Consider the following 14399-nt stretch of genomic DNA (forward strand, 5'->3'; position numbering starts at 1 on the left):
GCGCCGTCGCCGCACGACTCGGCGCCCCGCTACCGTCGGGGGTGACCCGCCCCGCGTACGTCATCCGTGAAGGTGGAACTCGTGAAGGCGATCCGCAGGTTCACCGTCCGTCCCGTCCTCCCCGAAGCCCTTCACCCGCTCGGCGATCTGGCACGCAACCTGCGCTGGTCGTGGCATGCGGAGACCCGTGATCTCTTCCAGTCGGTCGACCCCGGGCGCTGGGACGGCTGCGGGGGCGACCCGGTGCGGCTGCTGGGCGGCGTGCCCCCCGCCCGGCTCGCGGAGCTGGCCGAGGACCGCCGCTTTCTGCGCCGCCTGGCCGCGACCGCGGACGACCTCGCCGACTACCTGGGCGGCGACCGCTGGTACCAGTCCCACCCGGCGGCCTCCGATCTGCCCTCCGCCATCGCCTACTTCTCGCCCGAGTTCGGCATCACGGCCGCGCTGCCGCAGTACTCCGGCGGCCTCGGCATCCTCGCCGGCGATCATCTGAAGGCGGCCAGCGACCTCGGGGCCCCGCTGATCGGGGTGGGTCTGCTGTACCGGCACGGCTACTTCCGGCAGACCCTGTCCCGGGACGGCTGGCAACAGGAGCACTATCCGGTCCTCGACCCCCATGAGCTGCCGCTGACACCCCTGCGCGAGCCGGACGGCACCCCCGCCCGGGTCACTCTGGCACTGCCCGGCGGCCGCCGGCTCCGGGCCCTGGTCTGGCTCGCCCAGGTGGGCCGGGTGCCGCTGCTGCTGCTCGACTCGGACGTGGAGGAGAACGACCTGGGCGAGAGGGGCGTCACCGACCGGCTCTACGGGGGCGGCGGCGAGCACCGGCTGCTCCAGGAGATGCTGCTCGGCATCGGCGGGGTGCGGGCGCTGCGCACCTACTGCCGTCTGACCGGGCATGCCGAGCCGGAGGTGTATCACACCAACGAGGGACACGCGGGCTTCCTCGGCCTGGAGCGGATCGCCGAACTGTGCGACACCGGGCTCGGCTTCGACGCGGCCCTGGAGGCGGTGCGGGCCGGCACCGTCTTCACCACCCATACGCCCGTCCCGGCCGGAATCGACCGCTTCGACCGGGAGCTGGTGGCCCGCCACTTCGGCCCGGACGCGGAGCTGCCGGGGATCCCGGTGGAGCGGATCCTGCGGCTCGGGAGCGAGACCTACCCGGGCGGCGAACCCGGCCTCTTCAACATGGCGGTCATGGGCCTTCGGCTCGGCCGGCGCGCCAACGGGGTGTCCCTGCTGCACGGCAGGGTGAGCCGGGAGATGTTCTCGGGCCTGTGGCCGGGCTTCGACCCCGATGAGGTGCCGATCACCTCCGTGACCAACGGGGTGCACGCGCCGACCTGGGTGGCGCCGGAGGTGTTCCGGCTGGGGGCGCGGCAGATCGGCGCGGAACGCACCGAGAACGCCCTGATGGTGGGCGGCTCCGAGCGCTGGGACGCGATCGCGGAGATCCCCGGCCAGGACATCTGGGAGCTGCGCCGGGCCCTGCGCGAGCGGCTGGTGGCCGAGGTGCGGGAGCGGCTGTACGCCTCCTGGCGGCAGCGCGGCGCCGGGTCCGCCGAACTCGGCTGGATCGACGGGGTGCTCGACCCCGACGTCCTGACCGTCGGATTCGCCCGCCGGGTGCCGTCGTACAAGCGTCTGACGCTGATGCTGCGGGACCGCGACCGTCTGACGGAGCTGCTGCTGCACCCCGAACGCCCCCTCCAGATCGTGGTGGCGGGCAAGGCGCACCCGGCCGACGACGGGGGGAAACGCCTGATCCAGGAGTTGGTCCGGTTCACCGACGACCCTCGGGTGCGCCATCGCATCGTCTTCCTCCCGGACTACGGCATGGCGATGGCGCAGAAGCTCTACCCGGGCTGCGACGTCTGGCTGAACAACCCCCTGCGCCCGCTGGAGGCCTGCGGGACCAGCGGGATGAAGGCGGCGCTCAACGGCTGCCTCAATCTGTCGGTGCTGGACGGCTGGTGGGACGAATGGTTCCAGCCGGACTTCGGCTGGGCGATCCCCACGGCGGACGGCGCGGGGACCGACGAGGACCGGCGTGACGAGCTGGAGGCGGCGGCGCTCTACGACCTGCTGGAGCACCGGGTGGCGCCGCGGTTCTACGAGCGGGGCCGGGGCGGGCTGCCGGACCGCTGGATCGAGATGGTCCGCCGGACCCTGATGCAGCTGGGCCCGAAGGTCCCGGCCGGGCGGATGGTCCGTGAGTACGTGGACCGTCTCTACACCCCGGCGGCCCATGCGCACCGGGCGATGACCCCGGACGCGGCGCGGGAGCTGGCGGGCTGGAAGGCCCGGGTGCGGGCGGCCTGGGCGGGCGTCACCGTCGACCATGTCGAGACCACCGCCGTGACGGCCGCCACGGCCACGGCGGAACTGGGCGCCACCCTCTCGCTGCGGGTCCTGGCCGGCCTGGGCGAGCTGGCCCCCGGCGATGTGGAGGTCCAGGCGGTGTCGGGGCGGGTCGACACGGAGGACCGCATCGCGGACGCCACGGCCACGGCACTGAAACCGGTGGGCGGGCCGGACCCGGAGGGCCGCTGGTGCTACGAGGGCCCGCTGTCCCTGGACCGCACCGGACCCTTCGGCTACACGGTGCGCATCCTGCCGGCGCACCGGCTCCTGGCGTCGGGCGCGGAGCTGGGGCTGGTCGCGGTGCCGTCTCAGGAGGCGGGCGAGGGGGCGGGAGTCCTGCTGCGCTGAGGCCGCGCGCCTCCCGTCACTCGTCCTCCGTCGCGCACAGCCTGCGCAGCACCGTCCCGCACCGGCGGGCGTAGGCGTGCTGGAGTCCCCGGGTGGCCGCGCCGCCGGCCTTGGCGTACCACTTGGCCGGGCGGCTGAAGGCCGTGACCGTCAGCCAGACCGTGCCGTCCCCGGTGCGGTCCACGACGAAGGCCTCCTCCCCGCACTCCGGGTGGCCGGGCAGTGTGCCGTACGCCCAGCCGGCGCGGCGGTGCTCCTCGACCGTCCAGACCACCCGGCAGGGGGCCTTGATCACACCGGCCAGGGTGATGGTGACATCGACGCCGGGGGCCGCCCGCTCCTCGGCGGCCAGCACACCGACGCCGAGCGCCCGGTGCAGCTCCCAGCTGAGGACCGCCTCACCGGCCCGGCGGAACACCCCCTCGCCCTCGCCGATGCGGGTGCGCTCGTGCAGCGGATGGAAGCCGTCGGGGCAGTGGCCGGCCTTGCGGGTGGCGCCGACATCCTCGTAGGTGAAGGACATGGTCCCAGCGTAGGACGGCCCCCGGCGTCACCTTCCCGCCGGGGGCCGTCTGAGGCATATGCCCGAGCGTCAGCTCACGTTGACCGCGGTCCAGGCCTTCGCGACCGCGTTGTACTCGGCGCTGCCGGAGCCGTAGAGCGCCGACGCCGCGTTCAGGGTCGCCGTGCGGGCGGCCTTGTAGTTGGTGGTCGACGTCATGTACGTGGTCAGCGCCTTGTACCAGATCTGCAGCGCCTTGTCCCGGCCGATGCCGGTGACCGTGGAGCCGTCGTAGGTCGGCGAGTTGTAGGAGACACCGTTGACCGTCTTCGAGCCGCTGCCCTCGGACAGCAGGTAGAAGAAGTGGTTCGCCACACCGGACGAGTAGTGCACGTCCTTGCTGCCCACGCTGGAGGACCAGTAGTCGGCGGAGCCGCCGTCCTTGCTGGGCTTGTCCATGTAGCGCAGCGGGGTGCCGTTGCCGTTGATGTTGATCTTCTCGCCGATGAGGTAGTCACCGGGGTCCGAGGCGTTGTTGGCGTAGAACTCCACGCCGGTGCCGAAGATGTCGGAGGTCGCCTCGTTCAGGCCGCCGGACTCGCCCGAGTAGTTCAGCTTGGCGGTGGCTGCGGTGACGCCGTGGCTCATCTCGTGGCCGGCCACGTCCAGCGAGGTCAGCGGGTGGGTGTTGCCCGAGCCGTCGCCGTAGGTCATGCAGAAGCAGCTGTCGTCCCAGAAGGCGTTGACGTAGTTGTTGCCGTAGTGGACCCGCGAGTAGGCGCCCACGCCGTTGTTCTTGATGCCGTTGCGGCCGAAGGTGTTCTTGTAGAAGTCCCAGGTCGTCTGGGCGCCGTAGGCGGCGTCCGCGGCGGCCGTCTGGTCGTTGACGGAGCTGGAGGCGGTGCCGGTGCCCCACACGTCGGTGGTGTTGGTGAACAGGGTGCCGGTGCCGGAGGTGCCGCCGGCCAGGTTGTTGGTCTTGTGACCGCCGCGGGTGGTGTCGTACAGCTGGTACGTCGAGCCCGACAGGGTGGTGGTGAGGGACACCGTGCCCGAGTACAGGGTCTTGCCGGTGCCGGTCTCGATGTCCTGGTACTCGAAGAGCTTCGCACCGGTGGCGGCGTCGGTGATGACATGCAGCTGGTTCGGGGTGCCGTCGTCCTGGAGGCCCCCGACGACGGTCTCGTAGGCGAGGACCGGCGTGCCGTCGCCGGCCCAGATCACCTTGCGCGGCGCGCTGTCGGCGGAGGTCTTCTCCGAGCCGTCGGCCTTGGCGGCGGACAGCGCCTGGGTCTCCGCCTTGGAGGCGGCGATCTTCGGCGTGAGGGAGGCAACCTTGAGGGTGCCCTTCGACGCTCTGGTCACGCCCTCGGCCTTGCCCGACTTCGAGGTGTGGACGATCAGGTCGCCGCCGAGGACCGGAAGGCCGGCGTAGGTGCGCTCGTAGCGGGTGTGGACGGTGCCGTCGACGTCCTTGACGACGTCCTTGACGACCAGCTGCTCCTCGGCGCCGAGGCCTATCTCCTGGGCCGTGTCGGACGCGGTGGTCTGCGCCTCCTTGATCAGCGAGGCGCGCGCCGACTCGGACAGCAGGACCGGGGCGGCGGCGAGCGGCTTGGCGGCCGGGGCCGCCGTGCTCTGGGCGGAGGCGACACCGGTGGTCATACCGGTGGCGAGAAGGGATCCGGCCGCAACAGCGGTGGCGAGGGCCAGAGTGGTGCGCTTGTGGCGCGCGTAGAGGGGAGTCACGCAAGCTCCTTCTGTGGGGGCGTCCGTACGCCGTGGGGCGACGTGCGGAGGGGTGAAGTTGCGGTGGGGTGAGCCGTGCGGAGGAAGACTGGCACCAGGGGCGCGTACATGTCAGGAGGGTCAGGCGACCTTGGCTGAAAAACGCCCATCGACCGGAGAGGGTCGCAGGGGTGCGAGTGCGGGCCCCGGTCGAACGTCGAGGGAACGGAGGCGGCCGTGGAAGGCCGGTCGGGGCCTCCTCGATATGTCAGGTGCGCGTCAAAAGAGTCGCGTCAATGACGTCCGAAACCGTCCGTTGGCCGCCTGATCACGTCCGCTATACGGACCGTTTGTCGAACACCTCCTGAAAGCCCCTCGGGAGCGCCCCGTGCCCGCTCAGGACAAGGGCGTCCATGGCGATGCCCGCCGTGCCCCGCCGCACCGGCCGGGCGTGCCCCGGGATCCTGGTCCGCGTCGCTCGTTCCCGTCGGTCGCTCTCCGTGGGCGAGGAGAACCCTGTGCCGGGCTGCAAAGTTCGCGATCGTGCAGCGACCGCCCTTTTCCTCCGGCGCCCACGGAGTGCGGACCGACATGTTCCAGCCAGTGGGCACCGCGGTCAGCGCCCGTGCCTGAACCCCACCGGACGGCCCCAGGAGAAGAGCGACGGCGCCTCGGTGGAGGAGCCCTGGGGCCGCGCCGGACGATTCACGGGCGGGACTGCCAGACGACCTCGCCGTCGGCCATCTCGGTCGTCGCGCTCAGGCCGAGCGCCCGTGCGATGCCGATCGACGCCCGGTGCCGCGGGTGGATGTGCGCGGTCAGCTCGTGCACACCGTGTGCGCGCAACCAGTCGGCCATGGCCCGTGCTCCCTCGCGCCCATAACCGTTGCGCTGGTGATCGCTGCCGATCACCCAGGCGAGCCCGGCCTCGATTCCCCCCGTCTCGGGGCGGGAGAGTGTCGCCTGAACGGTGCCGACGAGCCGTCCGTCCGTGAGCCGTCGGAGCATCCAGTTCAACCAGCCGTTCCTGCCGTCCGGGGACTGCCCGGCCGACCGGCGCCGGTATACGGCCTCGAGCTCCTCGAGCGTGGCCGGCGTCCCCCCGGTCCACCGGTGCAGCCGGATGTCGTCGAAGACCTGGACGGCCTCCGGTGCGTGCCCGGCACACAGCGGTTCGAGCCGGAGGCGCGGGGACACCACGGGAGTGGCGGCCGGCCAGGCGGCCGTGCCGGACCCGGCGCGGGGCGGATGCGTCGGACGGCTCCGGGTATCCGCCGCGTCCGGGGCGGGACCCCCTCCGATCAAATCAGGCTCTCCCGCCACGCCCGGTGCAGATCCGCGAACCGTCCGGTGCCCGCGGTCAGTTCGGCCGGGTGGCCGTCCTCGACGATCCGGCCGTGCTCCATGACCAGCACCCGGTCCGCGATCTCCACCGTCGACAGCCGGTGGGCGATCACCACGGCCGTACGACCTCGCAGCACCGTCTCCATGGCGCGCTGCACGGCCCGTTCGCCGGGGATGTCCAGCGAACTGGTCGCCTCGTCGAGGATCAGCACCGCCGGGTCGGCGAGCAACGCCCGTGCGAACCCGACGAGCTGGCGCTGGCCCGCCGAGATACGCCCGCCGCGCTTGCGTACGTCGGTGTCGTAGCCGTCGGGCAGGGCGCTGATGAACTCATGGGCGCCGATCGCCTCGGCCGCCCGCTCGATCTCCTCCCGGGTCGCGTCCGGGCGGCCGATCGCGATGTTGTCGGCGACCGTGCCGGAGAACAGGAACGCCTCCTGGGTCACCATCACCACCCCGCGCCGCAGTTCGGACAGGGCGAGGCCGCGCAGGTCCACCCCGTCCAGCAGGACCCGGCCCTCGGTGGGGTCGTAGAAGCGGGCCAGCAGCTTGGCCAGCGTGGACTTGCCGGCGCCCGTCGAGCCCACCACCGCCACGGTCTGCCCGGCCGGCAGGGTCAGCGAGAAGCGGGGCAGCACCTCGCCGCCCGTGCGGTAGGCGAACCTGACCTCGTCGAAGTCGACCTCACGGCCCGGGTGCTCGCCCTGGAGCGCCGGCAGCGGCACGGGGGCGGTGGGCTCGGGCACCGAGGGCGTCTGCGTCAGCAGCCCCGCGATCTTCTCCAGCGAGGCCGCCGCCGACTGATAGGCGTTGAGGAACATCCCGAGCCGGTCGATGGGGTCGTACAGCCGCCGCAGATAGAGCACCGAGGCCGCCAGCACACCCAGGGCGAGCGAGCCCTCCGCCACCCGGTAGGCGCCCCACAGCACGATCCCGGCCACCGCCGTGTTGGCGATCAGCCGGGAGCCGGTGACATAGCGGGCCATCTCCAGCAGCGCGTCGCCGTTGGTCCGCGCATGCCGGGTGTTCAGGACGCGGAAGCCGGCGTCATTGGCCTCCTCGCGGCGGAACGCCCGCACCGGGCGGATGCCGTTCATCGTCTCCGCGAACTTCACGATGACCGCGGCGATCGCGGTCGACCGGCGGCGGAAGATGCGGCCCGCCCTGCGCTGGTACACGCGCACCAGCCCGTACAGCGGCACCAGGGACGCCACCGCCGCCGCGCCCAGGCCGAGATCCAGCCACAGCAGCATCGCCGAGATGAACACGAACGACAGCAGGACCGTGACCAGTTCCTGAAGGCCCTCGCTGAGCAGTTCGCGCAGCGACTCGACGTCCGTCGTGGAGCGGGAGATCAGCCGGCCCGAGGTGTAGCGCTCATGGAAGTCGACGCTCAGCGCCTGGGCATGGCGGAAGATCCGGCCGCGCAGATCGAGCAGGACGTCCTGGTTGACGCGGGCGGAGGAGAGGATGAAGGCGTACTGGAGCCCCCCGCCGGCCAGCGCGGACAGCAGATACCCGACCGCCACCGCGACCAGCGGACCGTGGTCGCCGTGCCGGAACGCCGGTACGGCCCGGTCGATGGCGTAGGCCACCAGCAGCGGACCCACCTGCGCCGCGGCCTGCTGGAGCAGAAGCAGCACACAGGTCAGCAGCACCCGGGCCCGCAGCGGGGACAGCAGTGAACGCAGCAGCACGGCGGTGGCGCCCGGGGGCGTGGGCAGATTGTCGCGGTCGAAGGGGTCCTCGGAGCCGGCGGGCGGCGGGGCGGGCCGGTCCGGCTCAGGGGTCTGCTCGTCCGGCGCGGCCGAACGGGACGGGTCCCGCTCGGTGGGCGTCGAGAGCTTGGGGAAGGGCGCCGTCATCCGACCTCCTCGCTGTTTCCGGGGTTTCCGGGGTTCCCGGACATCAGATGGGCGTACTCGGCGTGGGTACGCAGCAGTTCCTGGTGGGTGCCGACCGCGGCGATACGGCCGCCGGAGAGCAGGGCGACCCGGTCGGCGAGCAGCACCGTGGACGGGCGGTGCGCCACGACCAGGGCGGTCGTCCCGTCGAGCACCCGGCGCAGGGCCGCCTCGACCGCGGCCTCGGTGTGCACGTCCAGGGCGGAGAGCGGGTCGTCGAGCACGAGGAAACGGGGGCTGCCGACGACCGCGCGGGCCAGTGCGAGACGCTGCCGCTGGCCGCCGGAGAGACTCAGGCCCTGCTCGCCGACCTGGGTCCGGGTGCCCTGCGGGAGCGCGTGCGCGAAGTCGGCCTGGGCGATCCCCAGGGCGCGCTCCAGCTCCCGGTCGCCCGCGGTGTCCGGGGCACCCATGAGGACGTTGTCACCGACGCTGGCGGAGAACAGGGTGGGTTCCTCGAAGGCGACGGCCACCCGGCTCCGCAGCTCCTCACGCGGCATGGCAGTGATGTCCTCCCCGTCCAGCGTGATCCGCCCCGAGGTCACCTCGTGCAACCGGGGGATCAGCGCGGTGAGGGTGGTCTTGCCGCTGCCGGTGGCGCCGACCAGCGCCATGGTCTCGCCGGGCCGGACCTGGAGGTCCACCCGGTCGAGAACCGGGGGAGAACCGGAGGGCGCGTCGGGGTAGCGGAAGCACACCCCGTGAAACCGCAGCCCGCCCGTGCCGCCACCCACCGACACCGAACCCCGCTCCTGGCTCCCGACATCACCCGCCGGCACCCCGCCGTCCACAGGGTCACAGCCGCGCCCGCCATCCCCGGCGGCACCCGCCGGAACAAGAGCGCGCTCGCCGCCTTCGGGGGTACCGGTCGGTGTCGACCTGTGCGCTCCATCCTTGGTCGTACCCGCCGGTACCGAATCGTGCTCGCCGTTCTCGGCGGTACCGGCCGGTGTCGACCTGTACCTGCCGTCCTCGGTGGTACTCGCCGGAACAGGATCGCGCTTCCCGCCCTCGGGGGTACCGGCAGGCGTCGAGCTGTGCGTCCCGTTCCCGATGGCACCCGCCGCCGAGCCCCGTACACCTTCCCCCGCGATGCCCGATCCCGTTTCCCCAGGACGGGCCGCACCGGCCCCGGCGGTTCTCGGCTTCCCGGTGCCGGACACGCCCGTCGACTCGGGTTCCTCGTCCATCACCTCGAAGTACCGCTCCGTCGCGGTCGCCGCCTCCTGGCTCATCGCCAGCAGAAAGCCGATCGAGTCCACCGGCCAGCGCAGGGCGAGAGCCGTCGACAGAAAGGCCACCAGCGTCCCGGCGGACAGAGCGCCGTCCGCCACCCGGACGATCCCGAGCACCAGCGCCGCCCCGATCGCCACCTCCGGCAGGGTGACGATGACCGCCCAGATCTGCGCCAGCAGCCGCGCCTTCACCAGCTCCGTGCCGCGCAGCGTCCGCGACAGCTCACCGAAGGCGCGCGCCTGGCTGCGGTGCCGGCCGAAGCCCTTGACGATCCGGATGCCGAGCACGCTCTCCTCGACCACGGTCGTCAGATCGCCCACCTGGTCCTGGGCCCGCCGGGCCACCCGCGCATAGCGCCGCTCGAAGAGCGCGCAAAGGATCATCACCGGGATGCCAGGCCCCAGGACGATCAGTCCGAGCCTCCAGTCCTGGAGCAGCATGATGACCACACCCACCAGGATCGTCACACCGTTGACCAGGAGGAACGTCAGAGGGAAGGCGAGGAACTGACGCAACAGCATCAGATCGGTGGTGGCCCGCGACAGCAGCTGGCCCGAGGCCCAGCGGTCGTGGAAGGCGACCGGGAGCCGCTGCAGATGCCGGTACAGATCCGCCCGCAGGTCCGCCTCGACCCGGGACAGCGGCCGTGCCACCAGCCACCGGCGGATCCCGAACAGCCCCGCCTCGGCGATGCCGAGCAGCAGCAGATACAGCGCGCCGAGCCACACGCCCGCCGGGTCCCCGCCGGTCACCGGCCCGTCCACGAGCCACTTCAGGACGAGCGGGATCACCAGGCTGACGCAGGAGGCGACGGTCGCCACGAGCGCGGCGGTGAGCAGCCGCGCCCGCACCGGCCGTACATAGGGCCACAGGCGCAGCAGGACACGGACGGTGGAACGGCTCTCGGAGGCATGTGGTGTGGGCATCAGGGGCGAGCCTACGGACCGGCACCGACATCGCCCACCGAGTTTCGGCCGGACCGGATTCCGCCGTTGGACCTACGACCTGCGTTTTCGACCCCGGGAACCATGCCGGGCCCGGTCCGGTCGCAGGGCCGCGTCAACCGATCGGCCGATACGCCTTCGAGCGCGCCGGGCGATGCACAGGGTCGCCTACGAACGGGGCATCCTCGGCTGAGGGCGCTGGTGCCGCGGCAGGCAACGGCTGCCTGTCGGAGCGCTAGTCCGCTGCCTTGAGCAGCAGTACGCATCTCGCCGGCACCGTGATCGCGGCGCCCGAGGGGTGCGCCGGGCCCGGCGCCCGGGCCTGCTCCTCCCGTGAGGTGTCCACGATCACCTCGTAGTGTCGTGCCCAGGGCGGCCCCGGCAGGACGAAGTCCACCGGGCGGTCCCCGGCGTGCAGCACCGCCAGGAAACTGTCGTCGGTGATCGGGGCGCCGCGCTCGTCCCGGCCCGGTATGTCGCGTCCGGAAAGGTACATGCCGAGGGTCGCCGTGGGGGCGTACCAGTCGCCCTCCGTCATCTCCGTCCCGCGCGGTGTGAACCACGCCAGATCCCGGAGGCCGTCCGCCGCGCGGGCGTGCCCGGAGAAGAACGCCCGGCGGCGCAGCACGGGATGGCGTCGGCGCAGCGCGATCAGACGGGAGGTCAGCTCGAACAGGGCCCGCCAGCCCGGGTCCTGGAGCAGGTTCCAGTCCACCCAGCCGGTCTCGTTGTCCTGGCAGTAGGCGTTGTTGTTGCCGCGCTGGGTGCGGCCCATCTCGTCGCCCGCCACCAGCATCGGCACGCCCGTGGACAACAGCAGGGTGGTCAGCAGATTGCGCATCTGGCGTCGCCTCAGCGCTTGTACGGTCCTGTCCTCCGTCTCTCCCTCGGCGCCGCAGTTCCAGGAGCGGTTGTCGTCGGAGCCGTCCCGATTGCCCTCGCCGTTGGCCTCGTTGTGCTTGCGGTCGTAGGACACCAGGTCGCGCAGGGTGAAGCCGTCGTGCGCGGTCACGAAGTCGACCGAGGCGGAGGGGGCCCGGCCGCCCCGGGCGTACAGGTCGCTGGAGCCCGACAGGCGGTAGCCCAGATCCCGTACGTCCGGCAGCGCGCCCCGCCAGAAGTCCCGTACCGCGTCCCGGTAGCGGTCGTTCCACTCCGCCCACAGAGGAGGGAACCCCCCGGTCCGGTAGCCGCCCGGCCCCAGGTCCCACGGTTCCGCGATCAGCTTCACCCGGCGCAGCACCGGGTCCTGGGCGATCGCCGCCAGGAACGGGGAGAACATGTCGACGTCGTGCGCGGACCTGGCCAGCGCCGTCGCCAGATCGAAGCGGAAGCCGTCCACGCCCATCTCGGTGACCCAGTAGCGCAGCGAGTCGGTGATCAGCCGCAGCACCTGCGGCCGCACCACGTGCAGGGTGTTGCCGCAGCCGGTGTAGTCGGTGTAGCGGCGGGCGTCCGGCTGGAGGCGGTAGTAGCCGCGGTTGTCGATCCCCTTCAGCGACAGCGTGGGGCCCAGTTCGCCCGCCTCCGCCGTGTGGTTGTAGACCACGTCCAGGACGACCTCGATCCCGGCCGAGTGCAGCGCCCGCACCATCCGCTTGAACTCGCCCACCTGCCGGCCCGCGGTGCCGGAGGCGGCGTACGCCGCGTGCGGGGCGAAGTAGCCGATCGAGTTGTAGCCCCAGTGGTTGCTCAGCCCCCGCCGCAGCAGATGGTCCTCGTGCGCGAACTGCTGGACGGGGAGCAGTTCGACGGCCGTCACGCCCAGCCGCAGCAGATGCCCGACGGCCGCGGGGTGCGCCAGACCGGCGTAGGTGCCGCGCAGCTCCTCGGGGATCTCCGGGTGCAGCCGGGTGAATCCGCGGACGTGCAGCTCATAGATCACCGAGTCCGCCCAGGGCGTCTGCGGGCGGTGGTCGTCGGCCCAGTCGTCGTCATCGTGCACCACCACGCCCTTGGGCACATGGGGGGCCGAGTCCCGCTCGTCGCGCACGGTGTCCGCGACATGCTGCTCGGGCCAGTCCCGCACATGCCCGTACACCTCCGGCGGCAGCCGGAAGTCGCCGTCCACCGCGCGTGCGTACGGATCCAGCAGCAGCTTCGCCGGGTTCCAGCGCGCCCCGGTCCAGGGGTCCCAGCGGCCGTGCACCCGGTAGCCGTACCGCTGCCCGGGCAGCACCCCCGGTACGAAGCCGTGCCAGATCTCGTCGGTCGGCTCCGCCAGCCGCACCCGGGTCTCCTGGCTCCCGGGGCCCGGACCGTCGAACAGGCACAGCTCCACCGCCTCCGCGCCGCCCGCCCACAGTGCGAAGTTGGTGCCCATGGTCCCGTCCGGGCCCGCGCGGAAGCACGCCCCCAGCGGCCTCGGCACGCCCGGCCACACCGGCACCGGGCGCCGAGGGCCGTCGAACCCGGCGGCCGGACGGGTGGACCGGGCCCCCTCCACCGGCTCCGGCCGCTCCGCCTCCCGGACCGGTTGCTGCACTGCCTCCTGCTCGGCTGCGCTCGACACCCCTCGGCCTCCCGCGGCTCGGCGGGACGACACGCCCCGGGGCCCACGGCGTCCCGGCCGCGGCTCCCCTCGTGTCGCCCTTCCCCTGTTCTGCCCAGCGCGCGGCTCGCACTCACGTTTCCCCGCGGGAGGCTGCGTCGTTGGGATCGGCGTGATGCACGTACATACACGCGCGCGGCGCGCAGGGGCCGCACTGGCGGCGGCACTGACCTGGGCGGGTCTGCTGGCCGGCTGCAGCTCCCCCGGATCCGACGACCCCAAGCCGTCCGCGCCCGAGGACGTCATCCGCGTCACCCCCGAGGACGGCCGCAAGGGGGTCCGCGCCGACCGTCCGCTCAGGGTCCGGGTGGCCGGCGGACGCCTGGAGTCGGTGACCGTCGTCCGGTCCCAGGACGGGCAGGACTCCCCGGTACCCGGACATCTGTCCGCCGACGGCAGAGTCTGGCAGCCCGACGAACCACGGCTCGCGCTCGCCGCCAAGTACACCGTCGACGCGGTGGCACACGACGGCGACGGCCGCCGTGCCGCCCGCCATGCGACCTTCACCACCTTCGTCCCCGATCAGCGGTTCATCGGATATCTCACGCCGGAGGACCGTACGACCGTGGGCACCGGGATGATCGTGTCGGTGCAGTTCAACCGGGCGATCGCCGACCGGGCCGCCGTCGAGCGGGCGATCCGGGTGAGCGCCAGGCCGGCCGTGGAGATCCGTCCCCACTGGTTCGGCGGGGACCGCCTCGACTTCCGGCCCCGGGCGTACTGGAAGCCCGGCACCCGGGTCACGGTGGCGCTGCGGCTGCGCGATGTGGAGGGCGCTCCGGGGGCGTACGGGGTGCAGCACAAGGACGTCACCTTCACCGTCGGCCGCAACCAGGTCTCGGTGGTCGACGCCGCCGCCCACACCATGCGGGTCCGCCGCGGCGGCCGGCTGGTGGCCACCCTTCCGATCACGGCGGGCGCTCCCGGGACCACCACCTACAACGGGAAGATGGTGGTGATGGAGAAGCTCGAGGTCACCCGCATGAACAGCCGCACGGTCGGCTTCGGCGGCGAGTACGACATCCCCGATGTGCCGCACGCCATGCGGCTGACCGAGTCCGGCACCTTCATCCATGGCAACTACTGGGCCCCCGGCGCCCCCGGGCACACCAATGTCAGCCATGGCTGTGTGGGCCTCAAGGACGTGAGGGGCGGCGGAGCCGACACCCCCGCGGGCCTGTTCTTCCACCGCAGCCTCGTCGGCGACGTCGTGGAGGTCGTCCACAGCGATGACAAGAAGGTGGCTCCCGACAACGGCCTCGGAGGGTGGAACATGGGCTGGGACGAGTGGAAGTCGGGCGGCGCGGCGCACTGATGCGGCTTTCGCCCCGGTCCGGCACCGGTGCGCGCGGGGGCGCGCGCCCGGCGGGCCCATGCACCCGCGCGCGGCCCCGGTTTGGGACTGAACAGTGACACTCCCGGGGAGCCATCGTCTCGGGGCGTGTGGTTAATTTGCGCCATGCGCGCACACGACG

Annotated in this window: 8 protein-coding genes; 2 read left to right on the forward strand and 6 right to left on the reverse strand. The window is 72.4% G+C overall.

Annotated elements, in window-relative coordinates:
* The first annotated feature begins 81 nt into the window (after positions 1-81).
* Positions 82-2715 (forward strand): alpha-glucan family phosphorylase, encoded by a 2634-nt coding sequence (gene glgP, locus CP978_RS23400; RefSeq protein WP_043449343.1) that lies wholly within the window; start codon positions 82-84, stop codon positions 2713-2715.
* 16 nt (positions 2716-2731) lie between these two features.
* On the opposite strand, the gene CP978_RS23405 is transcribed toward glgP, so the two are convergent.
* From CP978_RS23405 to glgX, 6 genes are all read right to left on the reverse strand, one after another.
* The gene (locus tag CP978_RS23405; RefSeq protein WP_043444006.1) at positions 2732-3238 is read right to left on the reverse strand and encodes a DUF1990 domain-containing protein; all 507 of its coding nucleotides are present in this window, start codon (positions 3236-3238) and stop codon (positions 2732-2734) included.
* Positions 3239-3307: 69 nt separating this feature from the next.
* Positions 3308-4966: a M4 family metallopeptidase gene (locus tag CP978_RS23410; protein WP_043444007.1), complete on the reverse strand. Its 1659-nt coding sequence runs from the start codon at positions 4964-4966 to the stop codon at positions 3308-3310.
* A gap of 684 nt (positions 4967-5650) precedes the next feature.
* Complete coding sequence (locus tag CP978_RS23415) at positions 5651-6142, reverse strand: GNAT family N-acetyltransferase (protein WP_227745430.1); 492 nt, start codon at positions 6140-6142, stop codon at positions 5651-5653.
* 104 nt (positions 6143-6246) lie between these two features.
* The gene (locus tag CP978_RS23420) at positions 6247-8154 is read right to left on the reverse strand and encodes an ABC transporter ATP-binding protein (RefSeq protein WP_043444009.1); all 1908 of its coding nucleotides are present in this window, start codon (positions 8152-8154) and stop codon (positions 6247-6249) included.
* The gene (locus CP978_RS23425; RefSeq protein ID WP_052454251.1) at positions 8151-10355 is read right to left on the reverse strand and encodes an ABC transporter ATP-binding protein; all 2205 of its coding nucleotides are present in this window, start codon (positions 10353-10355) and stop codon (positions 8151-8153) included. Before CP978_RS23425 ends, CP978_RS23420 begins: the two co-directional genes overlap by 4 nt.
* 253 nt (positions 10356-10608) lie before the next feature.
* Positions 10609-12885 carry a glycogen debranching protein GlgX gene (gene glgX, locus CP978_RS23430; RefSeq protein WP_043444010.1) on the reverse strand — a complete coding sequence of 759 codons (2277 nt, stop codon included), beginning with the start codon at positions 12883-12885 and terminating at the stop codon, positions 10609-10611.
* Positions 12886-13039: 154 nt separating this feature from the next.
* Between glgX and CP978_RS23435 the strand changes: the two genes are divergently transcribed.
* Positions 13040-14239, forward strand: a complete 1200-nt coding sequence (locus tag CP978_RS23435) for a L,D-transpeptidase (protein ID WP_043444011.1) — start codon at positions 13040-13042, stop codon at positions 14237-14239.
* Positions 14240-14399 lie beyond the last annotated feature (160 nt).

The organism is Streptomyces nodosus, assembly GCF_008704995.1.
In the GTDB taxonomy this organism is placed as follows: domain Bacteria; phylum Actinomycetota; class Actinomycetes; order Streptomycetales; family Streptomycetaceae; genus Streptomyces; species Streptomyces nodosus.